The organism is Azospirillum doebereinerae, assembly GCF_003989665.1.
GTDB lineage: Bacteria > Pseudomonadota > Alphaproteobacteria > Azospirillales > Azospirillaceae > Azospirillum > Azospirillum doebereinerae.
The window spans coordinates 153,686-178,198 of sequence record NZ_RZIJ01000001.1; the positions used below are offsets into that span (position 1 = coordinate 153,686).

A 24,513-nucleotide genomic window follows, 5' to 3' on the forward strand; every position below is an offset into this window, starting at 1 on the left:
AATGATCGCCTTCGGCGCTCATCCGGCCTGCGGCCTTCGGCTCCATGCCCTCTCCCGGGGCGGGAGAGGGAGTTTATCCCGCCACCCCCGCCATCATCAGGCCGAGGCGCTGCTCGTCGGCCTCGTCGGGGGCGGCCTCGCCGACCAGATGGCCGTCGAACATCACGAGGATGCGGTCGGACAGGGCGCGGATCTCGTCCAGTTCGACCGAGACCAGCAGGATCGCCTTGCCCTGGTCGCGCAGGGCCACCAGACGACGATGGATGAACTCGATGGCGCCGATGTCGACGCCGCGCGTCGGCTGGCCGACCAGCAGCAGGTCGGGGTTGCGCTCGATCTCGCGGGCCAGCACGATCTTCTGCTGGTTGCCGCCGGAGAAGTTCGCGGCGTTCAGCCGCCCGTCGCGCGGCCGGGTGTCGTAAGCCTCCATCTGCTTGGCGCATCGCTCGGCGACGGCGGCGCGGTCGAGCAGCAGGCGCCCGTTCCAGGCCGGGTCGTCCTGAAAGCCCAGGATCGCGCATTCCTCCGCCGAGAAGCCGGTGACCAGCCCGACCCTCTGCCGGTCCTCCGGCACATGCCCGACGCCGAGCTGGCGCAAGGCCCGCGCGTTGAAGCGGTCGGGATGCCCGACCAGTTCCTCCCCGCGCAGGCGCACCGAGCCACCGGCCACGGCGCGCATACCGGCCAGCGCCTCCAGCAGTTCGGACTGGCCGTTGCCCGATACCCCGGCGATACCGACGATCTCGCCCGCCCGCACCGAAAAGCCGACGCCCTTGACCCTCTCGACCCCGGACGGATCGCGGACGCGCAGACCCTCCACCCGCAGAACCTCGGGGCCCGGACTCGCCGGGGTCTTGTCCACCCGCAGCAGCACCTTGCGGCCGACCATCAGCTCGGCAAGCTGCTCGCGGCTGGTGTCGCGGGTGGCGACCTCGGCGACCACCTGACCGCGCCGCATGACCGTCACATGGTCGGTCAACTCCATGATCTCGCGCAGCTTGTGGGTGATGATGATGACCGTCTTGCCCTGCGCCCGCAGCGCGCGGAGAATGCGGAACAGGTGGTCGGCCTCCTGCGGGGTCAGCACCCCGGTCGGCTCGTCGAGGATCAGGATGTCGGCGCCTCGGTAGAGCGCCTTCAGGATCTCGACCCGCTGCTGGGCTCCGACCGGCAGGTCGCCGACCGGGCCGTCGAGATCGACCTCCAGCCCGTAGTCGCGCGCCAGCCGGGTCAGTTCCGCGCGGGCCTTCGCCAGCCCGGCGGACAGGGTGACGCCGCCCTCCGCCCCGAGCAGCACGTTCTCCAGCACGCTGAACGGATCGACCAGCATGAAGTGCTGGTGGACCATGCCGATGCCGGCGGCCAGCGCGTCGCGCGGGCTGCGGATGGCGACCGACCGGCCGTTCACCCGGATGTCGCCGCCGTCGGCGCGCAGATAGCCGTAGACGATGCTCATGATCGTCGACTTGCCGGCGCCGTTCTCGCCGATCACGCCATGGATGGTGCCGGCGGGGACCGTCAGCGACACCGCGCGGTTGGCGTGGTTGGCGCCGAACCACTTGTCGATCGCCACCGTCTCCAAGGCCGGTTCCGGGGCGGGCGGCAACGGTTCGGTGGCACCGATGGGGGCCATGTCGGGCATCGCGGCCGCGCCCTTAAGGCTGGTACGGCTTCACCGTCAGGGTCCCGGCGATAATCTCCGCCTTCGCGGCCTCCAGCTTCCGCTCAACCTCCGGCGCGATGAGCGCGCGGTTGCTGGCGTCGAGCGCGTAGCCGACGCCCTCCTCCTTCAGCCCGACCACCCGGTGTCCGGCCTTCCAGCTTCCGTCCTTGGCGCTCTTCATGCAGTCGTAGACGACCACGTCCACGCGCTTGACCATCGAGGTCAGGACCTTGCCCGGATGGACGTGGTTCTGGTTGCTGTCGACGCCGATGCCGAGCTTGCCGGAATCCGCCGCCGCCTGGAGCACCCCCAGGCCCGTCGCCCCCGCCGCCGCGAAGACGACGTCAGCGCCGCGCCCGAACTGGCTCTTGGCCAGTTCCGCGCCGCGCGTCGGGTCGTTCCAGGCGGCGGGCGTGGTGCCGGTCATGTTGGCGAACACCTCGTTGGAGGCCGCGACGTGCTTCACCCCCTGCTCGTAGCCGGTCAGGAAGTTGCGGATCAGCGGGATGTCCATGCCGCCGACGAAGCCGACCTTGCCGGTCTTCGACACCAGCGCCGCCGCCATGCCGACCAGGAAGGAGCCTTCATGCTCCTTGAAGGTCACCGACTGGACGTTGGGCGCGTCGAGCTTGTCGTCGATCAGGCAGAATTTGGTGTTGGGCGAGTCCTTGGCGACCTTCTCCACCGCCGCCGTCTGCGAGAAGCCGACCGCGACGATCACCGAGGCCCCGCGCCGCACCAGCGTCCGCATCGCCTGCTCGCGCTGGCCCTCGTTGGTGATCTCGAACTCGCGGTAGGCGGTGCCGGTCTCCTTCTTGAAGCGCTCGGCGCCGTTGTAGGCGGCCTCGTTGAAGGACTTGTCGAACTTGCCGCCCTGGTCGAACACGACGGCCGGCGCGAACTCCTGCGCCTGGGCCGGGCGCGCGGCACCGGCCAGCGACAGACCCAGGGCCGAACCCGCCAGCAACGCGGCAAGGAAACGCGTCTTCATGTGCCATCCACTCCCGGTCTCGTTCCGACTTGATCCAAAGGATAGCCGCCCCATCATTTCACACAACAAGGAAACGAGCCCCAGGGTCCGGAGCGAATCGCCGCCCGCCCGGTTGACGGATGGGGCCGGGGCGTTTAAGACCCGGCCGACAATGCGTGCTGCGGCCAATCGGCGCCGCGCCGATTCCAAGGGATGGGGGCGACGCTCGGTGGAAGGCTTGTGGGTGCTGGTTCAGGGGATCGTGCTCGGGTTCGCCATCGCCGCGCCCGTCGGGCCGATCGGCCTGCTGTGCATCCGCCGCACGCTGCGGTACGGGCCGCTGATGGGCTTCTTCACCGGGTTCGGCGCCGCCATCGCCGACACCATCTACGGCGCCATCGCCGCCTTCGGCGTGTCCACGGCGCTCGCCTTCCTGCGCGGGCATGAGACGGCCTTCCAGTTGGTCGGCGGCATCTTCCTGCTGGTCGTCGCCGTCCGCACCTTCCGCCAGCAGCCCGAGGCGGAGGAGCGCGAGGCGGCATCCGCCCCCGACAGCAAGAGCTGGATCGGCGGCTTCATGACCGGCCTGTCGCTGACCCTGACCAACCCGGCGACCATCATGGCCTTCATCGCCATCTTCGCCGGCTTCGGGCTGGGCGGCACGCTGGACCGGGTGGAGGCCTCCACCCTGGTGCTGGGCGTGTTCCTGGGGGCGTCGCTGTGGTGGTTTACCCTGTCCATGGGCGTGGCGGCGGTGCGTCACCGCATTTCCGACCGGGGTTTGGTGATGCTGAACCATTGCACCGGCGTCGCGCTGGCCGGCTTCGGGCTGTGGGCGCTGGGCATGGCGGCGACAAGCGTCGTCGCGACGGCCGGCGGCTGATCCGTTTCAGCAGCCCGGCGACGGGGTCAGCGGCTGAGGCGCGGCGGCGCCGTTGCGCCCCTTGCGCAGCAGGCGCAGATGGCCGACCAGCCGGACCAGATACAGACCGACCAGCAGCACCAGCAGACCGACCGTGAAGTAGCCAACCAAGGTGTGGGCGAAGGGCCAGGAGGACAGGGTGTAGCCGGTCCAGGCGAGCACCAGCGTCCACACCACCGACCCGATCCCGGCGGCGAGGCAATAGTTCAGGATCGGCATCCGGCAGGCTCCGGCCGGGATCGAGATCAGGGTGCGCACCCCCGGCACCGGCTGCGAGAACAGAACGGCGAGGCCGCCGCGTTTCTCGAACCAGTCGGTGCTCCGCCGGACCTTCTTCGGGTGGATGGTCAGCCAGGGTCCGTAGGTCTTCAAAAAGGCCTCCAGCCGGTCGCGGCCCATCAGCCGGCTCGGCAGGAACCAGACGAGCTGCCCGACCAGGGAACCGAGCCCGCCCGCGAGCGCGATGCCGAGCAGGCTGTACTCGCCAGTCGCCGCGCCGATGCCGGCCAGCGGGATCACCGATTCGGCGGGCACCGGCGGCACGACGCGCGCCAGCACCAGAAGCAGGAAGATGCCCACATAATTGAGTTGGTGCATCACCTGCACCAGCCAGTCCGTCAGACCACCGCTCATCGTTCACCGCCCGCCATTGGCAAGAAGGTCGCCATGAGGGTGGAACGTTCCGGATACGGGGCGGTTCCAGGGGGCTGTTCCGATGGGGAACGGACTTCTCAGGCCGCCGGGGCCGTCGTGCCGCCCGCCAACAGCGCCCGCGCCTGCCCATGGGTGGCGATCCCGCGCTGGTCGAGCTGCACCAGCAGCCGCGCCGCCAACTCCGCCTGATGCAACGCCGCCGCGAAAGGGCCGTTCCCCGGCGACAATTGGAACGCCTGCACCAGCCGTTCGAGCGACGCCCCGGCCAGCGCCGGGTCCAGCGCCCCCGCCAGCGCACCGAGATCGAGCGAGGGGGGTAGTGCCGGGGGTGGCAGATCGGCGTTTTCGCAAGCCCGCGCCAGCGCCGCCAGCGCCGGGTCCACCCCGACGCCGACCACGACGCAATGGTGCAGCGCCTCTTGGATTGCCGGCCAGACCTCGGCGAAGGGACGCGCGCCAGCGACGGTCTCCGTGGTGATCCCGTGGCGGGCGGCGGCCTCCGGCGCGACCGGGGTGGCGGGGTCGATCAGGATCGACAGCGACACGGTGCGGAACACCCGCGCCCCGGCCAAACGCATGGTGCCGACCGCGACGACCGGCCCCTCCCCCGGCTCCGCCCCGGCGGTCGCCACCCACAGGGCGACGAAGGGCAGGACCGCCAGCGGGTCGTCGTCGCCCAGCGGTTCCGCCGGCGGCGCCGGACGCAGGGACAGCGTGAACTTGCCCACCCCCGCCGCACCGGCCGCGTTGCGTCCGGAAAAGGCCAGGACCACCCCGGCGTTCAGGCCGAGATCGGCGATCCGCACCGAAACCTCCGTGTTGTCGGTGCGGCGCAGCACCGCCGACACGGCGTCGCCGCCGCGCGCGCGTTCGATGGCGCGCAGCAGGTCGGCGCGGACCAGCGACTGGCCGATGTCGGCCCCCTCCTCGGTGTCGAGCAGCCGGGCGGCGGCGGGGTTCAGCCGCTCGATCCGGCCATGGTCGTTGAGCAGGATCGTCGGCGCCTCGGTCAAGGACAGCATGGCGGAGACGCTCTTCTCCAACCGGCCGGGCATCGCCCGGTCCGGGCGGGAGGAGCGGGTCGCGGCCTGGGCCAACTGGCCGACCTCGTCGTTCCGGCCGCGCGACGGAAACGCGGCGGCGCGTCCGGGCAGGCCGGACAGCGTGTCGCGCAGGCGGCCCAGATCGCGAAAATGCCGGCTGAGCGACGCGAAGGCGGCCCACAGCGCCAGCAGCCCAACCCCGGCCACCGCCATGTCCTGGATGTAGGCGGCTTGGTTGCTGCCGGTCATCCAGGCGATCTCCGCGCCCAGGAAGGCCAGCGCCGCCGCCGCCACCGCCAGCCCGACCATCGCCACCCGCCACGCGCCGCCCATCATCGGGGCCTCTCCCGCTGCATCTTCACCCTGTCCTTGAGATTACCCGCCCCGCTTGAAACAAAGAAGCGGCCCCGACGGTCCACCCTCAAAGAGAAACCGGCTCAGAGATAAAGGCCGGTCATCCGGATGACGAGCCCGGCCAACGCGTCGCGCACATCCCCCGACAGGCCAAGCAGCAGGACAGCAACCGCCGCCACCAGCAGCGCGTGATCGAGGACCGGCAGATCGAGCCGGTTGCGGAAGGGATGAGGGAAACGGAGCATGGACAGCCTCGCGTGCCGGATGGGGAGCATCGCGCGACTGTCCTCCGTCCAGACGAACAACATCTGAACGCAACCCGGATCGTTAATATTTGCCACAAACTTGTTTCATATCCCAAACACGGAGCGGAGCGGAGCGAAGACAAATCTTTCAAGCTCTTTCCAACCCGGAGCGGCACGGCGGCATACAGCGGCGTCGTTTGGGCAAGGCTGGTTAACGTTTAAAATACAAACCAAACCTTCGTGCAAATTTTGTTGAAAATCCAGGTTCTCGCGCCCTTAAACCCATGTTAAGAGAAGGCCTCTTATCTTCAGACATCACATCCACACCGACGATTGCTTGGGAGGCCGGCATGACCTTGGTCTATCGTCCCTTGCCCTATGGGGGGCAGGAGGGCCGGCGGACGACGGGTCGACGTTTCGCGCTCGTTCTGACGCTGGCCTTGGCCGCACCGGCGATTCTGGGCGCCGGTTGCACCTTCGACGCCCTGCGCAGCTACGCGGTGCGGGCAAGGCTGTCGCAGGCGGTGGATTCGGCGGCGCTGGCCGGCGGGCGCGTGATGTTCGATACCCAGCGCGACGGGCACATCCGCAGCTTCTTCGACAAGGCCTTTCCCAACGGCTTCCTCGGCGCCCACGCCGCCCCGCTGACCATCGCCGAGGACGCGACGGCCGGGACCTTGACGGTCAGCGGCCGCGCCTCGTTGAACGCCATGTTCCTGCGCCTGTTCGGCAACGCCGACATGACGGTTGAGGCGCGGTCGATCGTGCGCCGCGCCGTCCAGCACGCCCGCAAGGCGCAATGAGAAAAGGCGGCGTTTCCGCCGCCTTCCTATTCCGTCGACCGTCTCTCGGCCTCAACTGTCCTTGGGCTTCTGGGTGTCGCTGATCGGTTGGACGCCGGCCGGTTGATCCTGTTGCTGCTGGGGCTGCTGTTGCTGCTCCTGCGGGCGCTGCTGGTCCTGCGGCGGGTCGCGGCGCGGCGGGCCGGCCTTGACGTCGCTGTAGACGGCCTTGGCGATCTCCAGCAACTCCTCCTTCGACAGGCGGCCGGCCAGCGCGTAGGCCAGCGGCCCTTCCACCCAGTAGAAGGTGGAGACGTCGCCGTTCTGCGTGAAGCTGAAATTGGCCGTGTTGCCCGACTGCGGCGCGCCGACGAACAGCGTGATCCGCTTGTCCGCGTCGTTGATGTACATGTACTGCGCGCCGGCGCCCAGATCGGTTGGCAGCGACCGCCCGCCGATCAGCCGGAAACCGATCCGCCCCAGGTCGGGACCGAACACGTCGCGCCCCATGCGCTTGGACAGCCAGCCGTTCAGCTCGTCCTGATTGTCGGCGCCCAGTTCCACCTGGAAGCGTTCGTCGGACGTGTAGAATCGATGGGCCTGCGTCGCCTCCTGCGCGAAGGTGGCGAGAGTCTGGCGCTGCTGCTGTTGCTGCTGGGCGACCGGCGAGGGCGCCTGGGTGCCCCGGCCGAACCAGCCGCCGCCGGCCCCGGCGACCACCAGCATCACCGCGGCGGCCCAGCGCACCACCGGACGGGCATGCCACGCCGGGCGGTTGTCGTTGAAGGCCAGCCGGCCCTTCAACCGGTCGGTCAGATCCTGTTCCGCGTCGGTCGGCGGCTCGCGCAGCACGGTGTCGAACAGATCGTGCAGCAGCGCCGTCTGAACCCGGTAGTCATCGGCCCGCCGCGCCGCCTCCGCGTCGTCGGCCAGCCAGCGCTCCACCGCCAGACGGCGGTTGCCGTCCAGCTGCCCGTCCACATAAGCGTGGAGTTCGTCCTCGCTCACCCGTTGCACGCTCATCACTTCACCCGCCGGAGGGCAACGCCACCCTCGTTCGCCAGTTTCGTCCTGATCGCCTCGCGCGCCCGTGACAGGCGCGACATGACGGTCCCGATGGGCACGCCGAGCATCTCGGCGACCTCGTCGTATTTCAGGCCCTCCAGCGCCACCAGAAGCAGCACCTTGCGCTGCTCCTCGGGCAACTCGTCCACCGCGCGCATCATCTCGCGCAGTTCGACGCGCTCCTCCTGCCGGGCCGGCGTGACCAGCTTCGATTCGACGTCGTCGACGTCGACCTCGACCGGACGGGCGGCCTTGGAACGGACCTGATTGACGTGGACGTTGTGCAGGATGGTGAAAAGCCACGCCCGCAGGTTTGTCCCCGCCTGGAAGCTGTCGGAGCGCGCCACCGCGCGCGTCAACGCCTCCTGCACCAGATCCTCCGCGTCCGCACGGTTGTTGCGCAGCAAAGCCCGCGCGTAGCGCCGCAAGGACGCAATGTGGACTTCCAGATCGACCCCGAATTTGCTCAACCGCGCACCCGATCGTTTCGGTCACGCCATGGCTTGGCGCCATGGCAACCCTCGCCGACGAAGAGGTCGGGAGGGACGACGCGGCGCCGCAATCCAGGGCCGGGCCGGTGAAGGACCCGATGCATATGGGTGCGAACGCGCGTGTCGCTTCCTTTATTCCAGACTTTTGTCGGCGTGCATCAAAATTCCGGCGAAACCGTGGCGATGGCCCGGAAAGATGTCAGCCGCAGCCCCCGCAGGCGACCGACGCGACCCGGTGCGAGGCGGGCTTCAGCGGCGGCTTGGGGACCGGCTTGACCGGCGGGAAGACGGCAGCCGGGGTCGGGCGCAGGCCCGAGAGCGTCCGCTCGGTCTCGTCCAGGAAGGCGACGAGGCTACGCCACGGCCCGGTGTCGGCGATGCCGCGCCAGTCGCAGCCGAACAGGCCGGAGATCAGCCAGCCGCAGAGCAGCACGACGACGAGCTGTTCGGAAAAGCCGCCGGTCTTGATGATCGGCAGCGCGAAGGTGCGCCGCCGCTTCAACGGGTAGAGCAGCGGCAGCCCGGCCGGCGACAGCAGATCGCCCGCCAGATGCATGATGTAACCGACCAGGAAGGGGGCGGTGAACCGCGTGTATACGCCGCTTTCCAGCAGCACCCAGGCGCAGGCGCCGACCGCCAGCAGGGAATGGGTGATGCCCCGATGGCCGAAGACGATGGAGATCGGGACGGAGATCGGCTTCAACCGGCTGCCCAGCGCCGATTTCGGATGGTCGATGTCGGGCGCCAGGGATCCCAGCACCGCCATGCCCAGCGCCAGCGGGTCGAGCGCCGGCAATCCGAACCGGGCCGACAGCCATGTCCAGGTCGCGGTGCCGACGATGATGTGCGAGGACGCCATCACGACGCGCCGCCCTCCTCCGCTGCCCGCACCTTCGGTCCCTCTCCACGGTCTCCGCGTCTGCCGTGGCACGGAAAACGGAGGGGAATCCTAGCATCGGAACGGAGTCGGAACAACCATGCGGTGCGTGTGGCGGACCGAAAAGAATCGTCCGGACCCCGCTCTCCCGCAATGGGCGAGAGGGGTCCGGGAACGAATCGTGGCCCTACGCCGCCTCGCCGCCGGCCGAGGCGTAGCCGAGCGTCTGCAACGCCTCGGCGATCTCCGGCAGAATGCCCGGATCGTCGATGGTCGCCGGCATCTTGTAGTCCTGGCTGTCGGCGATCTTCTGCATGGTGCCGCGCAGGATCTTGCCCGAGCGGGTCTTGGGCAGGCGTTCCACCACCAGGGCGCGCTTGAAGTCGGCGACCGGGCCGATGCGGTCGCGCACCAGTTGGACCACCTCCTTGACGATATCGGCGTGCGGACGGTCGACCCCGGCCTTCAGGCAGACGAAGCCCAGCGGCACCTGCCCCTTGAGCGCGTCGGCGACGCCGATCACAGCACACTCCGCCACGTCCTTATGGCTCGCCAGCACCTCCTCCATCGCGCCGGTGGACAGGCGGTGGCCGGCGACGTTGATGATGTCGTCGGTCCGCGCCATCACGTAGACGTAGCCGTCGTCGTCGATGAAGCCGGCGTCGCCGGTCTGGTAATAGCCGGGGTAGTCGGCGAGGTAGGATTTCTTGAAGCGCTCGTCGGCGTTCCACAGCGTCGGCAGCGTGCCCGGCGGCAGCGGCAGCTTGACGCAGATGGCGCCGATGTCGCCGCGCGGCACCTCCTGCAACTCGGCGTTCAGCACCCGCACGTCCCAGCCCGGCATCGGCCGCGTCGCCGAGCCGTACTTGATCGGGAACAGGTGGACGCCCAGCGGGTTGCCGGAGATCGCCCAACCGGTCTCGGTCTGCCACCAATGGTCGATGACCGGAACCTTCAGGTTGTCCTCGGCCCAGTGCAGCGTGTCGGGGTCCGACCGCTCGCCGGCCAGGAACAGGGCGCGGAACTGCGACAGGTCGTATTTCTTGAGGTAGGTCGCGTCCGGATCCTCGCGCTTGATAGCGCGGAAGGCGGTGGGGGCGGTGAACAGCGTGCCGACCTTGTGCTGTTCGATCACCCGCCAGAAGGTGCCGGGATCGGGGGTGCCGACCGGCTTGCCCTCGAACACCACCGTCGTGGCGCCGGTCAGCAGCGGCGCGTAGACGATGTAGGAATGGCCGACCACCCAGCCCACGTCCGAGGCCGCCCAATACACCTCGCCGGGCTGGACGTTGTAGATGTTCCTCATGGTCCAGCGCAGCGCCACCGCGTGGCCGCCGTTGTCGCGCACCACGCCCTTGGGCTGGCCGGTCGTGCCCGAGGTGTAGAGGATGTAGAGCGGGTCGGTCGCCTTGACGGGCACGCAGTCCGCCGGCTCGGCCCTCGCCACCGCCTCGGCCCAGTCCACGTCGCGGCCCTCGACCAGCGTCGCGGTCTCCTGCGGGCGCTGGTGGACGATGACGGTGGAGGGCTTGTGCGCGGCCAGCTCGATGGCGGCGTCGAGCATCGGCTTGTATTTGATGATGCGGTTGGTCTCGATGCCGCAGGACGCCGCGACGATCGCCTTGGGCGTGGAATCGTCGATGCGGGTCGCCAGCTCGTTGGGGGCGAAGCCGCCGAACACCACCGAATGCACCGCGCCCAGACGCGCGCAGGCCAACATGGCGACGACCGATTGCGGGATCATCGGCATGTAGAGCAGGACGCGGTCGCCCTTCTCCACGCCCTGGGCGCGCAGCGCGCCGGCGAAGCGCGCGACTTGGTCCTGAAGCTCGGCGTAGGTGATGGTCTGGACGGTCTGCGTCACCGGGCTGTCGTAGATGATCGCCGCCTGGTCGCCGCGCCCGTCCTCGACGTGGCGGTCGACCGCGTTGTGGCAGGTGTTCAGCTCGGCGCCGGGGAACCAGCGGTAGAAGGGCGGCGCGCTGTCGTCGAGCACCTTGTCCCACGGCTTGGACCAGGCGATGTCCTTGGCGGCGTCACCCCAGAATCCCTCGGGATCCGACAGGGAGCGGGCGTGCATCTGGTTGAAGAGTTCGGCTGTGTTCGGGCTCATCGGGCGTCCCTTTGTATTATATTTTGTCTGCATTTCCTCGCGGGCGCGCAACGATCCGTCGCACGCCCCCCGCTCCAATCTGCGCCAAGAGCATTAGACGATGCAAATGTCGGAAGGTCGGGGGTGTGCCCAGCCGTCCTGGTGACGTACAAAAGCGGTTCAGAATCCGACGCAGGCCGGGCGCATCACCGTGCCGACCGATTGCTGGTGGAAGCGCTCCTTGTAACGGTCGACGATCTCCTGGATCGACAGCAGCGAGTCCCCGTCGCGCGGAGTCAGCAGGATCAGAATCTTGCTCGGCTCGCGGACCAGCCGCCCGGTCCGGCTGTCGCGCCAATGGCCGGAGCCGTCGTGGACGGTCAGCCCGTCGGGAAAGCGCGGCGTGACCTCCTGGTCCAGGAACTGCGACCAGTCCCGTTCGCTGACGCCGACCGCGTCGCCGATGTTGCGGCCGAAGAACAGCGTCGCCTCGATCATCGGGCTGCCGGCCAGCGCGCCGCATTCCATGGTCGCGACCGGCGGAGAAGCCGGCGCCAGTTGCGCCGAGACGGTCGCCGGAACGCACAGGGCGAGGGACAGCAGGGCCGCACGGATCATGACGGTCGCCTCCGGGGGAACGGAACCCGGATGATAGGCGATTTTCCGTTGCCGGCGAAGCCGTTGCGGGGCCTCTTTCTTCCGGTTGGAAGGGGAGTCTGGTCAGGCGGACGGCGGCGGGCTATGCATGGGGCATGTCCTCCGATCCGCCCATCACCGGGATCCGCCCCATTCTGACCGTCGTCCACGGCAACGGCGAGCGGCTGATCGTGGCCCGGCTGACCAATCTGGGCGGCGGCAGCCAGTCGAACCGCTTCGTGCTGCGTCAGGCCGATTTCCGCGCGCCCTGGACGCAGCCCGACAAGGGCTATTTCGGCTACGCCGAGGTCGCCCGCGCGCTCGACGCCAACGGCTGGCGCGGCTGCGCCATCGAGGCGATGCCGACCACCGACCTGGAGGAGCGGCGTGCCCGGCTGCTGGCCCGCAAGAAGCTGCACCTGCAATGCGTGGAGGCCGCCATCCGCCGCGCGCAGGACGCCGGGGTGCCGTAGTCTCGACGCAACCTCTTTGTCCCCTGTTCCGGGGCGCCTATATCCCATCGCACCAATCGTCAGGAGGGTTTGATGACCAGCAGCGCCGCCACGGCCGCAAACGACAGCCCCGATCTGGGCAATCTTCCCGCCTGGGACCTGAGCGACCTGTATCCCGGCATGGACTCGCCCGAGCTGAAGGCCGACCTCGACCGCATGGAGACGGAGTCCAAGGCGTTCCGCGAGCGCTACGCCGGCAAGCTCGGCACGCTGGACGGCGACGCGCTGGCCGCCGCGATCCGCGCCTACGAGGACATCGACGAGACGCTGTCGCGCGCCATGTCCTTCGCCGGTCTGGTCTACAACGGCAACATGGTCGATCCCGCCATCGCCAAGTTCTACCAGTCGGCGCAGGAGCGGGTGAACGGCATCTCCGCCAACCTGATCTTCTTCACGCTGGAGATCAACCGGCTGGAGGAGTCCGACCTGTCGGCCAAGCTGGCGAAGTCGGGCGCGCTGGCGCGCTACGCGCCCTGGCTACGCGACACCCGGCTCTACCGCGACCACCAGCTCTCCGACGAGGCCGAACGGTTGCTGCACGACAAATACGTCGTCGGCCGCGCCGCCTGGAACCGCCTGTTCGACGAGACCATCGCCAGCCTGCGCTTCCCCATCGCCGGCAAGGAGATGACCTGCGCCGAGGCGCTGAACCGCCTGTCCGACCGTGACCCGGCGGCCCGGCGCGAGGCCGGCGAGGTGGTCGGCCACGTGATGGGCGAGAACTCCCGCCTGTTCGCGCTGATCACCAACACGCTGGCCAAGGACAAGGAGATTGAGGACAACTGGCGCAACTACCCGACGCCGACCTCGGCCCGCAACCTGTCCAACCGGGTCGAGGACGAGGTGGTCGACGCGCTGGTCTCCGCCGTCAAGGGCGCCTACCCGGACCTGTCGCACCGCTACTACGCGATGAAGGCCAAGTGGTTCGGCGAGGAGCGCCTGGACTATTGGAACCGCAACGCGCCGCTGCCCGAGGATTCCGACCGCAGCATCCGCTGGGACGAGGCGCGCGACATCGTTCTCGGCGCCTACGGCCGCTTCTCGCCGGAGCTGGCAAGCATCGGCAAGCGTTTCTTCGACAACCCGTGGATCGACGCGCCGGTCCGCCCCGGCAAGGCGCCGGGGGCCTTCGCCCACCCGACGGTGCCCAGCGTCCACCCCTATCTGCTGGTCAACTACCAGGGCAAGACGCGCGACGTGATGACGCTCGCCCATGAGCTCGGGCACGGCGTCCACCAGATCCTGGCCGGCAAGCAGGGGCACTTCCTGTCCGACACGCCGCTGACGCTGGCCGAGACGGCGTCGGTCTTCGGCGAGATGCTGACCTTCCGCGCCCTGCTCGCCGCCGAGACCGATCCCAAGCGCCGCCGCATCATGCTCGCCGGCAAGGTCGAGGACATGCTGAACACGGTGGTCCGCCAGATCGCCTTCTTCGACTTCGAGCGCCGCGTCCACACCGAGCGCCGCGAGGGCGAGCTGACCGCCGAGCGCATCGGCGAAATCTGGATGGCCGTGCAGACGGAGAGCCTGGGTCCGGCGCTGCGCTTCGACGACGGGTACAAGAACTACTGGTCCTACATCCCGCACTTCATCCACTCGCCCTTCTACGTCTACGCCTACGCGTTCGGCGACTGCCTGGTGAACTCGCTCTACGCGGTCTACCAGGACGCCGAGCAGGGCTTCGCCGAGAAGTATCTGGCGATGCTGTCGGCGGGCGGCACGCTCAAGCACCAGGACCTGCTGGCGCCCTTCGGGCTGGACGCGTCGGACCCGGCCTTCTGGCAGAAAGGGCTGAACGTCATCCGCGGCTTCGTCGACGAGTTGGAGGCGGCTTGACGTTCGTCAATTTCCCCTGATTCGATTGTGGGTATCGTGGCCTTCGGAGCGTTCCTCCGAAGGCCATCTTCTTTTCGGGATACCCGCATGCTCGCGCTCGACGACATCGCCCTGGGTTACGCGGTCATGGACCGCGACCACGCCGACTCCCTGGATCTCTGGCAGGCCGCCAAGGCCGCGCCGGCCGGCGCGCTCGCCGGTCCCTTCGCCGCCTTCGCCAACCATCTGCGCGAGCATTTCGCGCGGGAAGAGGGGCTGATGAAGGAAAAGGGCTTCTTCGCCCTGCACTGCCACAGCGACGAGCACGCCCGCGTCCTGACGGGCATCGCCGCGATCGAGGCGGAGCTGGCGACCGGGGCGGAGGATCGCGCGCGGTACTATCTGCGCTACGGCTTCCCGGACTGGTTCCACAATCACTTGGCGACGATGGATCGGGTGACGGCGGCGTTTCTGGCGAACGCGGAGTGAGGGTTGGGTGAGGCGTTTGCCCCCTCCCTACCCCTCCCCCGCTGCGCGGGAGAGGGAACCTCCGCTGTATCCGGCAAAACTCCTGCCCCCTCTCCCGCACAGCGGGGGAGGGATGGGGAGGGGGCAAATCCACAGCGACACCAAACCCCAAAAACGACGAAAGCCGGCTCCAACGGAGACCGGCTTTTCGTAATCGTCGCAGTGTTCGAACCGGATGGTGGGCGCAGTAGGGCTCGAACCTACGACCCGCTGATTAAGAGTCAGCTGCTCTACCAACTGAGCTATGCGCCCATCCGGACCCGAGATGTTCAAGAGATGGTGGGCGCAGTAGGGCTCGAACCTACGACCCGCTGATTAAGAGTCAGCTGCTCTACCAACTGAGCTATGCGCCCATCTCTTGACCGATGCGTCGTCGCGGTTCGCACCGCAGACTGTTCATCGTGCCGGCCACGCCGTTGCCCGGCCGGTGTGGCGCGGTTTATAGCGAAGGCTCCGAAGGCTGTCGATAGCAAAATACCCATTCGGATGCATTTTTTGTGAAGCGGCCCGCACCCCCGCCCGCTACACCACGGCGGACGGGCAAGGACGACGGAGGGCACGGCATGAACGGCTGGACGGAAGGCTATGTGGGCGGAATCGACTACATCCGCGCCTTCTACCGCGATTGGTCGCCGGCGCTGCTGTCCTTCGCGCTGACGCTGCGCGGCTGGCGACCGCCCGAGGCCTTGCGAAGCGGCGCCTTCACCATGGCGGAGCTGGGCTGCGGCCACGGCGTCACCACGGCGGTGCTGGCCGGCGCCAACCCACAGGCGCGCTTCGAGGCGATGGACTTCAACCCGTCCCACATCGCAGGCGCCCGCCGGCTGGCCGGCGACGGCGGCCTCGCCAACGCCGACTTCCTGGAGGAGAGCTTCGCCGACCACGCCCGCCGCAACGGGCCGGAACTGGACGTGGCGGCGCTGCACGGCGTCTGGTCCTGGGTCAGCGCGGAGAACCGCGCCATCCTGGTCGACCTGCTGCGCCGCCGGCTGCGGCCCGGCGGGGTGGCCTTCGTCAGCTACAACGCGCTGCCCGGCACGCTGGCCCACATGCCGCTGCGCCGCATCCTGGTCGAACAGACCGCCGCCGGCAGCGGCCCCCTGCCCGCCCGCATCGAGCAGGCGGTGGACTTCGCCTCCCGCCTCGCGGCGCTGGGCGGGGGCTGGTTCGCCGGGGCCGACGGCGTGCCGGAGCGCATCGAATCCCTGCGCCACAAATCGCCCAACTACATCGCGCACGAATACCTGAACGGCGACTGGACCGCCTTCTACCACGCCGACGTGGCGCGCGAGCTGGCCGCCGCCAAGCTGGATTTCGCCGGGGCCGCCGTGCCGATGGAACAGCTCGACGATCTGACCCTATCCCCCGCCGCCCAGGCGCTGGCGGCCGAAGCCCAGGATCCCGCCGTCGCCGAAACCCTGCGCGACGTCCTGACCAACCGCAGCTTCCGCCGCGACCTGTTCGTGAAGGGCGGCGAGCGGCTGACCGGGGCGGAGCGTTCCGCCCTGCTGCGCGCCACCCGCTTCGCCCTGCTGGTGCCGCCCGACGATCTGCCGGAAAGCGCCTCCACCCCGGTCGGCCGCCTGCCCTTCCCCCGCGCGCTGCACGCGCCGCTGGGCGAGGCGCTGAGCGGCGGCCCGCACAGCCTGGGGGCGCTGCTCGCCAAACCGGCGCTGGCCGCGCAAGGGGAGGACGCGGTGGTGCGGGCGCTGGTCCTGCTGACCAGCCTGGGCTTCGCCGCCCCCATCCCCGGCGAGGACGGCATGGAAGACCGTCAGGCCCAGGCCGACCGCTTCAACGGCGCGGTGCTGGAGCGCCACCGCAGCGGCGACACGCCGGGTCACCTCGCCTCCCCGCTTCTGGGATCGGGCGTGGCGGTGTCGCGGATCGAGGGGCTGTTCCTGCTGGCCGCGCGGCGCGGCGAGGATGCGGCGGCGCTGGCGTGGCGCCATCTGTCGGCGGACGGCATCGCGCTCGGCCGCGACGGGCGGCGCTTCGACGGCGCGGAGGAGAACCTCGCCGAACTGGCGAGCCGACACCGCGCCTTCGCCTTCCGGCGCCAGCCGCTGCTGGCCGGGCTGGGCGTTCGCTGAGGCCAAACGAAAACGGTAGCCGCTGGTGAGAGCGGCCGCAACGCCTGAACTTCCCGTCCACCCTTCCTGAAGGCACTGTTGAAAGCCCTTCTCCCCTTGAGGGAGAAGGGTTGGGATGAGGGGTATTCCGCCGAAGGCGGAAGGATTTGCAACCCCTCACCCCAACCCCTCTCCCTCAAGGGGAGAGGGGCTTTAAGCGACGGCTGGATGGGCCGGGACCGTTACGCCAGCAGGCCGCACAGGCGGCGGATGCCTTCGCGGATGCGCTCCGGCTTGGTGACCGAGAAGGCCAGACGCAGCGTGTTCTTGCCCGACCGATCGGCGTGGAAGGCCGAGCCGGGGACGAAGGCGATGTTGGCCTCCTGGATCGCGCGCGCCAGCAGGGCGGTGCCGTCGACGCCCTCCTGGGCCTCGACCCAGACGAACAACCCGCCCTCGGGCTTGGTCCAGGTGACGCCCGGCGGAGCGAACTCCTCCAGCGCGTTCAGCATGGCGTCGCGGCGTTCCTTGTACTGGGTCTTCAGATGCTTGATGTGGCTGTCGAACAGCTGCGACACCACGTCGTGCATGACGATCTGGTTGATCGTGCTGGTGTGCAGGTCGGCCGCCTGCTTCATCAGCACCAATCGGTTGATGACCTCCGGCGCCGCGTTGACCCAGCCCACGCGCAGCGCCGGGACGATGGTCTTGGAGAAGGTGCCGCAGTAGATGACGTTGGTCAGCTTGCCGCCGTTGCGGGCGCAGTCCAGCGCCGCCATCAGGGGCAGTTGCTCGCCGTCGTAGCGCAGCTCGGAATAGGCGGTGTCCTCGATCACCGGCACGCCGGCGGCGGCGCACAGGTCCAGGATGGCCTCGCGCCTCGCCAGCGAGATGGTGGTGCCGTTCGGGTTCTGGAAATCGGGAACGAGGTAGAAGAACTTCGGCTTCTCGGCCAGCCCGGCTTCCAGCGCCGCCAGATCGGGGCCTTCCGCTTCCATCGGGATGGAGATGTAAACCGGCTCGTAGGGCGAGAAGGCCTGGAGCGCGCCCAGATAAGTCGGCCGCGTCACGAGGATCTTGTCGCCCGGCCCGATCAGCAGCTTGCCGACGAACTCGAGCACCTGCTGCGAGCCGTTGGTGATCAGAACGCCGTCCAGCCCGACGTTGACGCCGTTGCGGCCCATATAGGCGGAGATCCACTCGCGCAGCGGGGTGAAGCCCTCGGTCAGGGTGTATTGCAGGGCGCTGCCGGCGCCGCTGTTGGACTGGAAAATCTTCTCGTAGGCCCGCGCGATGGCGGCGCTGGGGAAGAAGTCCGGGTCGGGAATGCCACCGGCGAAGGAGATGATCTCCGGACGGTCGATCAGCTTCAGCAGCTCCCGGATTTCGGACGCCGTCATGCCGCCCACGCGGCCCGCGAACACATGGCCCCAATCAACCGACACGTCGATTCTCCCAAACAAAAATTTAACGGTCCAAGATCGTCCTTAGGTGGGCGAGAATTGCACTCCGCTGGGCCAATGAACAGAGCGAATCGACCGTATGGCAGCCATGCGGCGCCGTATGGGGCGGTCGCTCCGCCAGTTGGTGGCGGAACCACGTCACCTGCCGCTTGGCATAGCGCCGGGTCGATTGCTGGGCAAGGGCGATGGCCTCGTCGAGCGCAAGTTCGCCCCGCAGATGGCGGCGCAGTTCCGGCACGCCGAGCGCCTTCAGCGCCGGCAGGTCGGGGGCAAGCGCTTGGCTTTCGACGATCCGGTCGAAGCGCCGCACTTCCTCCAGCGCGCCCTGCTCCATCATGAGAAGGAAGCGGCGGTCGCACAGCGCGTAGAGGTCGGCGCGCGGCGGGTCGAGCACGACGACCGCGAAGCGCATCCCCTCCGGCGCGCCCTGCCCGGTCTGGGTCTGCCAATGCGTCAGCGTGTGGCCGGTGGCCTCCAGCACCTCCCAGGCGCGGGTCAGGCGGGTGGTGTCGCCGGGGTTCAGCTTGGCGGAATCGGGATCGCGCTCGACCAGCGCGGCGCGGAACGCCTCGCCACCCAACGCCTCCAGCCGGGCATGGGCGGCGGCGCGCACGGCGTCCGGGATGGGTGGCACCTCGCTCAACCCCTGCATCAGGGCGCGCAGGTAGAGGCCGGTGCCGCCGACGACGATGGGCAGGCGCCCGGCGGCCTTGGCCTCGGCGATCTCCGCCAGCACCATCGCGCGCCAGCGCGCCGCCGACCCGCGCTCGGCCGCCGGCAGCACGCCGTAGAGCCGGTGCGGGGCGCGGGCCAAATCCCCGGCCGGCGGGCGGGCGGTGACGACGTCCAACTCGGCGTAGAGCTGCATGCTGTCGGCGTTGATCACCGTGCCGCCGAACGCCTCGGCCACGTCCAGCGCCAGTCCCGATTTCCCCGACGCGGTCGGCCCGCCGATGACGACGACGTCCGTGTGTTCGCTCATTTTCCTGTCCATGGCGCAGAGTCAGCATTGGAACGACGCGATACAAAGAAAAATATAGAGATGGAAGACGGTTGACCGACACGAAGGCGCCGCTCCGCCGAAGCTTCGTTGGATCCGCCTCCCCGGCTGTGATAGGCAGCGGAACGAGTAAGGCCCCTTGTTTTTCCGGGACACCACGCCATGAACGCCGTCGCCACGCTGATCGCCCCCCGCTCGACCGTCCTGGACGAGAGCGCCGTTCTGTCCGCCCGCGCGGCGCTGGTGGCGCTGGGCGCCGACGCCGGCGCGCCCGACTGGCTGGCCCCCGGCACCGCCTGCGACCTGCCCTTCGGCAACCTCGCGCCCGAGCAGGCCGAGGCGGCGATCCGCCACGCCCTGGCCGGCGCCGCGCTGGACGTCGTCGCCCAGCCCGCCGCCACCCGGCGCAAGCGGCTGCTGGTCGCCGACATGGAATCAACCATCATCGAGCAGGAGATGCTGGACGAGCTGGGCGATTACGTCGGGCTGAAGGACCGCATCGCCGGCATCACCGCCCGCGCCATGAACGGCGAGATCGACTTCAAGGCCGCGCTGCACGAGCGCGTCGCCCTGCTCAAGGGCCTCAAGGAGGAGGTCATCGACGAGGTGTGGCAGCGCGCCACCCTGATGCCCGGCGCGGCGGAGCTGGTCGCGACGATGCGGGCGAACGGGGCGGTCTGCGTGCTGGTGTCGGGCGGCTTCCATTGCTTCACCGGCCGGGTACGCGCGTGGCTCGGCTTCGACGACGACCGGGGCAACGCGCTGGAGATCGCCAATGGCGTGCTGACCGGGCGGGCGCTGGAGCCGATCCTCGACAAGGACAGCAAGCTGGAGGCGCTGCTGGCCTACGCCGGCGAGCACCGCGTGCCGATGGCCGAGACGATGGCGGTCGGCGACGGCGCCAACGACCTGCCGATGCTGCTGGCCGCCGGTCTCGGCGTCGCCTACCATGCCAAGCCCACGGTCGCGGCGGAAGCCCGCGCGCGGGTCGATCACGGCGACCTGACCGCGCTGCTCTACGCGCAGGGCTACCGGGTCACCGAGTTCCGCAGCGAATTCCCCACCCCGCAGCCGTAAACCACCCCGCGAGGCCAAGCATGATCAGCGAGACCCGGCGCGCCAGCCTGCTGCGCCAGCGCCAAGGCCACGAGCGCGTCACCTTCGTCGAGCTGTTCTTCGATCTGGTCTTCGTCTTCGCCATCACCCAGCTGTCGCATTCGCTGGCCGGGCATCCGACGCTCGCGGGCGCGGTGCAGACCGGGCTGCTGCTGCTGGCGGTCTGGTGGGTGTGGATCTTCACCTCCTGGGTCACCAACTGGGTGGACCCGGAGCGCACGCCGGTGCGCTTCCTGCTGCTTGGGCTGATGTTCGCCGGGCTGATGCTGTCGGCCTCGCTGCCCGGCGCCTTCGGGGACGGCGGACTGGTCTTCGCCCTGTCCTACGCGGTCATGCAGGTGGGGCGCAGCCTGTTCATGCTGTGGGTGCTGAGGGGCCATTCCCCCGGCAATTACCGCAACTTCCAGCGCATCACCGCTTGGCTGTCGGCCACGGCGCTGCTGTGGATCGCCGGGGGGCTGGCCGAGGGGCCGTGGCGGCTGGGGCTGTGGGCTTGCGCGCTGGCCGTCGAATACGCCGCGCCGGCCGCCGGCTTCCGCACGCCGGGCCTCGGCCGGTCGTCCACCGCCGACTGGACCGTCGAGGGCGCCCACATGGCCGAGCGCTGCGCCTTGTTCATCATAATCGCGCTGGGCGAATCCATCCTGGTGACCGGCGCCACCTACGCCGGGCACGAGCGGAGCCTGGAAGGGCTGCTGGCCTTCGCCGTCGCCTTCATCGGCAGCGTCGCGCTGTGGTGGATCTACTTCGACAAGGGGGCCGAGCACGCCACCCAGCGCATCGCCGGCTCCGCCGACCCTGGCCGGATGGCCCGCATCGCCTACACCTACCTGCATCTGCCCATCGTCGCCGGCATCATCGTCGGCGCGGTCGGCGACGAGATGATGCTGGCCCATCCCCACGGACCGGACGGCCCGACCGCCGCCGCCGTGATCGTCGGCGGGCCGGCGCTCTACGTGTTGGGCACCGCGCTGTTCAAGTGGGTCGCCTACGACCGCGTCCTGCCGCCCCTGTCGCATCTGGTCGGGCTGGGCCTGATGGCGCTGCTCTACCTCCTGTCCGCCGGGCTGTCGGCGCTCGCCCTTGGGGCGGCGACCACGGCGGCGCTGGTCGTGGTGGCGGTGTGGGAAGCCCGCGCGCTCAAATCGGCCGCCTGACCGGCCGTTCGGTCAGGTCCAGACGCCGCGCACGTAGGGCGTCAGCTGGGTGTCCTCCATGATGATGTGGCGGACCAGCCAGTCGGCGGTGAACTTGTACAGCTTCGCCGCGTTCTCGTGCGTCGGTTCGAGCGAGAAGTCGTGCGACAGTTCGCTCACCGCCCGCACGGCGTCGCGGTGCCGTTTGGCGTGCTCCTCGAATTTCGGGTAGCGCACGACCTGCATCATGTGCTCTTCGCGGGCGAAATGCTCCTTGGTGTATTCCAGCAGCTTGACCAGGATCTTGGCGACGCGCACCGGCTGGAATTGCGGCGCCGCCAGCGCGGCGTCGAGTTCGTTCAGGTAAGCGATCAGATGCTTGTGATCGTCGTCGATGGCCGGTTGCCCGACGCTCAATTGCCGTCGCCACGCTATGGCGCTCATGCTTTCCTCGGCCTCCCCCTTGCCGGTCCGCCGGATTCTCGCGGCGGTGCCCAGCTTTCCACCCTTTTCGATTATGGTGGGGTACGCGCGCGAACCAAACACACGCCAGGGTCACACGGCAATTTGACGCACCCAAAACGTGGAACGGGTGAACACGAAACGGGCGGGAGCATCCCTGCCCCCGCCCGTTTCGTTGATCAATCAGCCCGTGATCGTCAGCCGATGATCGAATAGCCGCAATCGACGTAGGTCGTGTCGCCGGTGATGCCCTTGGCGCCGTCGGTGGCGAGGAAGGCGGTCGTGTAGCCGACCTCCTCGATGGTCACCAGACGGTGCTCCGGGGTGCGTTCCGCCGCCTTGTCCATCAGCTCGTCGAAATGGGCGATGCCCGACGCGGCGCGGGTCTTGATCGGACCCGGCGAGATGGCGTGGACGCGGATGCCCTTGGGGCCGAGCTCGGACGCCAGATAGCGCACGCTGGCTTCCAGCGCCGCCTTCACCGGCCCCATGACGCCGTAGTTGTCGATGACGCGGTTGGCGCCGAAATACGACATGGTGAACAGCGACCCGCCATTGGTCATCAGCGGCTCGGCGTATTTCGCCATGCGGATGAAGGAGTGGCAGGACACGTCCATCGCCTGCTGGAAGCCCTCGCGCGAGCAGTCGGTGACGCGACCGTGCAGATCCTCCTTCGGCGCGAAGGCGATGGAGTGCAGGGCGAAGTCCAGGCGGCCCCAGGTGTCGCCGATCTTCTCGAAGATCGCCTTCAGTTGACCCTCGCCGGTGACGTCGACCGGCTCGAAGATGTGCGCCTCGACCTGCTGGGCCAGCGGCTCGACGTGCTTCTTGGCCTTCTCGTTCAGGTAGCTGATCGCCAGATCGGCGCCCATCGCGCGGAAGGCGCGGGCACAGCCCCAAGCGATCGACTGGTCGTTGGCGATCCCGAGAACGAGTCCCTTCTTGCCTTCCAGCGTGGCGATGGCGGGAATGATCGTGGTCATGCGGGCAGTCCTGGAGTTCAGGGTGGCGGGAGGAAACCGGTGGCGGTCCAACCCCTGTGCCGGCCACGGACCGCGGCCAATCCCGGAAGTTGCGCGTCCTCCCCTTGTGCGTTGCACCATAAACCAGGAAAACAGCGCGGGCAACGAGTTCTTATGCAAAAAGCTTGATGTTCACAATGATCGGCGCACACCACTTCACTACCGTAAAATAAATCGCGGTATGACGGAACGATGACTTTCATTGATCCATGTCAAAAAGCGGCATCCCGACGAAATGCCGGAGCGCCGCTTCTTGAAAATTCCTGAAATCAGCGCGCAACGCCGGGGTTGATCGGAGGCGGATCGCTGGCCGGGAAGGATTGCTCCAGCGCCTCGTCCAACGTTTCCTTGTCGTCGTCGGTCTCATAGATATCGCCGGGGTGGCGCGAGAATTGGTTGCGCCCCTCGTCGATGTCCTGGGCCGGGATGGCGCGGGCCTTGGCGTGCTCCCAGTCGGCGAGCAGGTTCTTGACCGGGCAGTAGCCGGTCAGGCCGCGCGCCACCAGCGCGCCGCCGGCCAGCGCCAGCGCGGCGCCCGCCACGTCGGCGCGGCGCAGCCCAAGCACGGCCAGCAGCCCGCCGCCGACCAGCGAGGCCAGCCGTTCGTTGTGCCCGACGTTGATGCCGTGACCGCTGTTGACCCTGTGGTCGAAGCTGTCGGTGATGGTCGAGAGTGCCATTCTGGGTCCTCCTCCGTTTGTGCGGGTCCGCATCACTGGTTGGCGGCCGGCGGCTGCGGCGCACCGCTCTGGCCGGTGGCGTCGGGCACGGCGCCGGTCGCGCCGGCGGCGCGGGCCTGGGCCAGTTCGCCGGTCAGGCGGGCGACCTCCTGCGAGAGGCGCTGCACCTCCTGCTGCTGCGCCGCCGCCGGAGTGCTTGCGCCGCCGCCGGCCGCCGCCAGCGTGGCGGAGTCCCGCATCCAATAGGGCGGCACGCCGTAATAGGTGTGCACCGCCATCGCCCATTGCCGGTCGCCCATGTCCGGGCGGTTGGAGCCGGCGAAGCGCGGCGCTCCGGTCAGCCGGTCCTTGGGAACGTTCAGGACGTAGCCGTCGTTGTTGGCGGCGGGCTGGAACAGCGCCCACGGCACCGGCACATGGGCGTCGCCGATGCCGAGGAAGCCGCCCATCTCGACGACCGCGTAGGCGACCCGGCCGGTGATCGGATCGACCACCAGCTCGGAGATCTTGCCGAGCTCGGCCCCGTCGGCGCCGTGCAGCTTGGCCTTGGCCAGATCGTCGGCGGCGACGGCGGAGGGGCGCGCGATGGAGCGTTGCAGTCCGTCGGCCTCGGCCAGGATGGCGAGGCAGCCGGGGGCGTTGCCGCTCTGGGCCACCCGCTGGGCGCTTTGCTGAAGCGCGCGGAGTTGGGCGATCTCCTGGGGCGTGACCGGGGCCGGGGTGCCCGGCCCGGCGGCTTCCAGCGCCGCCGCCTGCTGGTTCAGCCGGTCGAGCCCGTCCGTGCAAGCGTCGACCGCCAGGGCCGGCGTCGCCAGGGAGAGGGTTGCCAGCGCGCCCATCATCAGGGCCGCGCCGAACAGCGGGCGTGTCATCGAAAAATCCTCCGGCTCGGGTCGTCGCGTGCTGAATGAAC

The 24,513-nt window shown here is 68.9% G+C and carries 24 protein-coding genes and 2 tRNA genes; 8 read left to right on the forward strand and 18 right to left on the reverse strand.

The window, feature by feature from the left end:
- Positions 1-73: 73 nt before the first annotated feature.
- Positions 74-1,642 carry an ABC transporter ATP-binding protein gene (locus tag EJ913_RS00680; protein ID WP_425321101.1) on the reverse strand — a complete coding sequence of 523 codons (1,569 nt, stop codon included), beginning with the start codon at positions 1,640-1,642 and terminating at the stop codon, positions 74-76.
- Between the two features lie 13 nt (positions 1,643-1,655).
- Entirely contained in the window at positions 1,656-2,654 is a 999-nt protein-coding gene (locus EJ913_RS00685; protein WP_126993856.1) for a BMP family lipoprotein, read from the reverse strand.
- 223 nt (positions 2,655-2,877) lie between these two features.
- Here EJ913_RS00685 and EJ913_RS00690 point away from each other — a divergent pair, with 223 nt between their 5' ends.
- Positions 2,878-3,516 (forward strand): LysE family translocator, encoded by a 639-nt coding sequence (locus EJ913_RS00690; protein ID WP_238519434.1) that lies wholly within the window; start codon positions 2,878-2,880, stop codon positions 3,514-3,516.
- 6 nt (positions 3,517-3,522) lie between these two features.
- Here EJ913_RS00690 and EJ913_RS00695 read toward each other — a convergent pair whose 3' ends face one another.
- From EJ913_RS00695 to EJ913_RS31450, 3 genes are all read right to left on the reverse strand, one after another.
- Entirely contained in the window at positions 3,523-4,188 is a 666-nt protein-coding gene (locus tag EJ913_RS00695) for a DedA family protein (protein ID WP_126993860.1), read from the reverse strand.
- A 98-nt stretch (positions 4,189-4,286) separates the two neighbouring features.
- A complete protein-coding gene (locus EJ913_RS00700) occupies positions 4,287-5,588 on the reverse strand; it encodes an exonuclease domain-containing protein (protein WP_126993862.1) in 1,302 nt (433 codons plus the stop codon).
- A gap of 101 nt (positions 5,589-5,689) precedes the next feature.
- Positions 5,690-5,851 carry a hypothetical protein gene (locus EJ913_RS31450; RefSeq protein ID WP_185909636.1) on the reverse strand — a complete coding sequence of 54 codons (162 nt, stop codon included), beginning with the start codon at positions 5,849-5,851 and terminating at the stop codon, positions 5,690-5,692.
- Positions 5,852-6,201: 350 nt separating this feature from the next.
- Here EJ913_RS31450 and EJ913_RS00705 point away from each other — a divergent pair, with 350 nt between their 5' ends.
- Positions 6,202-6,654 carry a pilus assembly protein TadG-related protein gene (locus tag EJ913_RS00705; protein ID WP_126993864.1) on the forward strand — a complete coding sequence of 151 codons (453 nt, stop codon included), beginning with the start codon at positions 6,202-6,204 and terminating at the stop codon, positions 6,652-6,654.
- Between the two features lie 51 nt (positions 6,655-6,705).
- On the opposite strand, the gene EJ913_RS00710 is transcribed toward EJ913_RS00705, so the two are convergent.
- The 5 genes from EJ913_RS00710 to EJ913_RS00730 form a co-directional block, all read right to left on the reverse strand.
- A complete protein-coding gene (locus EJ913_RS00710; protein ID WP_126993866.1) occupies positions 6,706-7,656 on the reverse strand; it encodes an anti-sigma factor family protein in 951 nt (316 codons plus the stop codon).
- Positions 7,656-8,168, reverse strand: a complete 513-nt coding sequence (locus EJ913_RS00715) for a sigma-70 family RNA polymerase sigma factor (protein ID WP_126993868.1) — start codon at positions 8,166-8,168, stop codon at positions 7,656-7,658. Before EJ913_RS00715 ends, EJ913_RS00710 begins: the two co-directional genes overlap by 1 nt.
- A 220-nt stretch (positions 8,169-8,388) precedes the next feature.
- Positions 8,389-9,048 carry a metal-dependent hydrolase gene (locus EJ913_RS00720; RefSeq protein WP_244939199.1) on the reverse strand — a complete coding sequence of 220 codons (660 nt, stop codon included), beginning with the start codon at positions 9,046-9,048 and terminating at the stop codon, positions 8,389-8,391.
- Positions 9,049-9,253: 205 nt separating this feature from the next.
- The gene (locus EJ913_RS00725) at positions 9,254-11,179 is read right to left on the reverse strand and encodes a propionyl-CoA synthetase (protein WP_126993872.1); all 1,926 of its coding nucleotides are present in this window, start codon (positions 11,177-11,179) and stop codon (positions 9,254-9,256) included.
- A gap of 159 nt (positions 11,180-11,338) precedes the next feature.
- Positions 11,339-11,776 carry a DUF3574 domain-containing protein gene (locus tag EJ913_RS00730; protein WP_126993874.1) on the reverse strand — a complete coding sequence of 146 codons (438 nt, stop codon included), beginning with the start codon at positions 11,774-11,776 and terminating at the stop codon, positions 11,339-11,341.
- Between the two features lie 134 nt (positions 11,777-11,910).
- Between EJ913_RS00730 and EJ913_RS00735 the strand changes: the two genes are divergently transcribed.
- The 3 genes from EJ913_RS00735 (at position 11,911) to EJ913_RS00745 (ending at position 14,610) form a co-directional block, all read left to right on the forward strand.
- Complete coding sequence (locus EJ913_RS00735) at positions 11,911-12,267, forward strand: hypothetical protein (RefSeq protein ID WP_126993876.1); 357 nt, start codon at positions 11,911-11,913, stop codon at positions 12,265-12,267.
- A 72-nt stretch (positions 12,268-12,339) separates the two neighbouring features.
- Positions 12,340-14,142: a M3 family oligoendopeptidase gene (locus tag EJ913_RS00740; RefSeq protein WP_126993878.1), complete on the forward strand. Its 1,803-nt coding sequence runs from the start codon at positions 12,340-12,342 to the stop codon at positions 14,140-14,142.
- A gap of 87 nt (positions 14,143-14,229) precedes the next feature.
- On the forward strand, positions 14,230-14,610 hold the full coding sequence (locus tag EJ913_RS00745) for a bacteriohemerythrin (RefSeq protein ID WP_126993880.1): 381 nt from the start codon (positions 14,230-14,232) through the stop codon (positions 14,608-14,610).
- Positions 14,611-14,825: 215 nt separating this feature from the next.
- Here EJ913_RS00745 and EJ913_RS00750 read toward each other — a convergent pair.
- A tRNA-Lys gene (locus tag EJ913_RS00750) sits at positions 14,826-14,901 on the reverse strand.
- 25 nt (positions 14,902-14,926) lie between these two features.
- Positions 14,927-15,002: transfer RNA gene (locus EJ913_RS00755), tRNA-Lys, on the reverse strand.
- A gap of 210 nt (positions 15,003-15,212) precedes the next feature.
- Here EJ913_RS00755 and EJ913_RS00760 point away from each other — a divergent pair.
- Entirely contained in the window at positions 15,213-16,742 is a 1,530-nt protein-coding gene (locus tag EJ913_RS00760) for a class I SAM-dependent methyltransferase (protein ID WP_126993882.1), read from the forward strand.
- A 221-nt stretch (positions 16,743-16,963) separates the two neighbouring features.
- On the opposite strand, the gene EJ913_RS00765 is transcribed toward EJ913_RS00760, so the two are convergent.
- Positions 16,964-18,166, reverse strand: coding sequence for an aminotransferase-like domain-containing protein (locus tag EJ913_RS00765; protein ID WP_126993884.1), 1,203 nt, complete (start codon positions 18,164-18,166; stop codon positions 16,964-16,966).
- 22 nt (positions 18,167-18,188) lie between these two features.
- Complete coding sequence (gene miaA / locus EJ913_RS00770; protein ID WP_244939200.1) at positions 18,189-19,166, reverse strand: tRNA (adenosine(37)-N6)-dimethylallyltransferase MiaA; 978 nt, start codon at positions 19,164-19,166, stop codon at positions 18,189-18,191.
- Positions 19,167-19,346: 180 nt separating this feature from the next.
- Between miaA and serB the strand changes: the two genes are divergently transcribed.
- Entirely contained in the window at positions 19,347-20,261 is a 915-nt protein-coding gene (gene serB / locus EJ913_RS00775) for a phosphoserine phosphatase SerB (protein ID WP_126993888.1), read from the forward strand.
- Between the two features lie 20 nt (positions 20,262-20,281).
- Positions 20,282-21,457: a low temperature requirement protein A gene (locus tag EJ913_RS00780; protein WP_126993890.1), complete on the forward strand. Its 1,176-nt coding sequence runs from the start codon at positions 20,282-20,284 to the stop codon at positions 21,455-21,457.
- A gap of 12 nt (positions 21,458-21,469) precedes the next feature.
- On the opposite strand, the gene EJ913_RS00785 is transcribed toward EJ913_RS00780, so the two are convergent.
- The 4 genes from EJ913_RS00785 to EJ913_RS00800 form a co-directional block, all read right to left on the reverse strand.
- Positions 21,470-21,880, reverse strand: coding sequence for a bacteriohemerythrin (locus EJ913_RS00785; RefSeq protein WP_126993892.1), 411 nt, complete (start codon positions 21,878-21,880; stop codon positions 21,470-21,472).
- 215 nt (positions 21,881-22,095) lie between these two features.
- Positions 22,096-22,881, reverse strand: coding sequence for an enoyl-ACP reductase FabI (gene fabI / locus EJ913_RS00790; RefSeq protein WP_126993894.1), 786 nt, complete (start codon positions 22,879-22,881; stop codon positions 22,096-22,098).
- A 308-nt stretch (positions 22,882-23,189) separates the two neighbouring features.
- Complete coding sequence (locus EJ913_RS00795; protein ID WP_126993898.1) at positions 23,190-23,600, reverse strand: YgaP-like transmembrane domain; 411 nt, start codon at positions 23,598-23,600, stop codon at positions 23,190-23,192.
- A 32-nt stretch (positions 23,601-23,632) separates the two neighbouring features.
- Positions 23,633-24,472 (reverse strand): PRC-barrel domain-containing protein, encoded by an 840-nt coding sequence (locus EJ913_RS00800; protein ID WP_126993900.1) that lies wholly within the window; start codon positions 24,470-24,472, stop codon positions 23,633-23,635.
- Positions 24,473-24,513: the final 41 nt, after the last annotated feature.

What these genes read in the sequence shown, in the direction of transcription:
- miaA (WP_244939200.1), bottom strand. Translation starts at nt 19,166, where the DNA reads ATGAGCGAACACACGGACGTCGTCGTCATCGGCGGGCCGACCGCGTCG.
- EJ913_RS00740 (WP_126993878.1), top strand. Translation starts at nt 12,340, where the DNA reads ATGACCAGCAGCGCCGCCACGGCCGCAAACGACAGCCCCGATCTGGGC.
- EJ913_RS00685 (WP_126993856.1), bottom strand. Translation starts at nt 2,654, where the DNA reads ATGAAGACGCGTTTCCTTGCCGCGTTGCTGGCGGGTTCGGCCCTGGGT.
- EJ913_RS00735 (WP_126993876.1), top strand. Translation starts at nt 11,911, where the DNA reads ATGTCCTCCGATCCGCCCATCACCGGGATCCGCCCCATTCTGACCGTC.
- fabI (WP_126993894.1), bottom strand. Translation starts at nt 22,881, where the DNA reads ATGACCACGATCATTCCCGCCATCGCCACGCTGGAAGGCAAGAAGGGA.
- EJ913_RS00760 (WP_126993882.1), top strand. Translation starts at nt 15,213, where the DNA reads ATGAACGGCTGGACGGAAGGCTATGTGGGCGGAATCGACTACATCCGC.
- EJ913_RS00700 (WP_126993862.1), bottom strand. Translation starts at nt 5,588, where the DNA reads ATGATGGGCGGCGCGTGGCGGGTGGCGATGGTCGGGCTGGCGGTGGCG.
- EJ913_RS00680 (WP_425321101.1), bottom strand. Translation starts at nt 1,642, where the DNA reads ATGCCCGACATGGCCCCCATCGGTGCCACCGAACCGTTGCCGCCCGCC.
- EJ913_RS00800 (WP_126993900.1), bottom strand. Translation starts at nt 24,472, where the DNA reads ATGACACGCCCGCTGTTCGGCGCGGCCCTGATGATGGGCGCGCTGGCA.
- EJ913_RS00710 (WP_126993866.1), bottom strand. Translation starts at nt 7,656, where the DNA reads ATGAGCGTGCAACGGGTGAGCGAGGACGAACTCCACGCTTATGTGGAC.
- EJ913_RS00695 (WP_126993860.1), bottom strand. Translation starts at nt 4,188, where the DNA reads ATGAGCGGTGGTCTGACGGACTGGCTGGTGCAGGTGATGCACCAACTC.
- EJ913_RS00725 (WP_126993872.1), bottom strand. Translation starts at nt 11,179, where the DNA reads ATGAGCCCGAACACAGCCGAACTCTTCAACCAGATGCACGCCCGCTCC.
- serB (WP_126993888.1), top strand. Translation starts at nt 19,347, where the DNA reads ATGAACGCCGTCGCCACGCTGATCGCCCCCCGCTCGACCGTCCTGGAC.
- EJ913_RS00705 (WP_126993864.1), top strand. Translation starts at nt 6,202, where the DNA reads ATGACCTTGGTCTATCGTCCCTTGCCCTATGGGGGGCAGGAGGGCCGG.
- EJ913_RS00780 (WP_126993890.1), top strand. Translation starts at nt 20,282, where the DNA reads ATGATCAGCGAGACCCGGCGCGCCAGCCTGCTGCGCCAGCGCCAAGGC.
- EJ913_RS31450 (WP_185909636.1), bottom strand. Translation starts at nt 5,851, where the DNA reads ATGCTCCGTTTCCCTCATCCCTTCCGCAACCGGCTCGATCTGCCGGTC.
- EJ913_RS00785 (WP_126993892.1), bottom strand. Translation starts at nt 21,880, where the DNA reads ATGAGCGCCATAGCGTGGCGACGGCAATTGAGCGTCGGGCAACCGGCC.
- EJ913_RS00795 (WP_126993898.1), bottom strand. Translation starts at nt 23,600, where the DNA reads ATGGCACTCTCGACCATCACCGACAGCTTCGACCACAGGGTCAACAGC.
- EJ913_RS00745 (WP_126993880.1), top strand. Translation starts at nt 14,230, where the DNA reads ATGCTCGCGCTCGACGACATCGCCCTGGGTTACGCGGTCATGGACCGC.
- EJ913_RS00730 (WP_126993874.1), bottom strand. Translation starts at nt 11,776, where the DNA reads ATGATCCGTGCGGCCCTGCTGTCCCTCGCCCTGTGCGTTCCGGCGACC.
- EJ913_RS00720 (WP_244939199.1), bottom strand. Translation starts at nt 9,048, where the DNA reads ATGGCGTCCTCGCACATCATCGTCGGCACCGCGACCTGGACATGGCTG.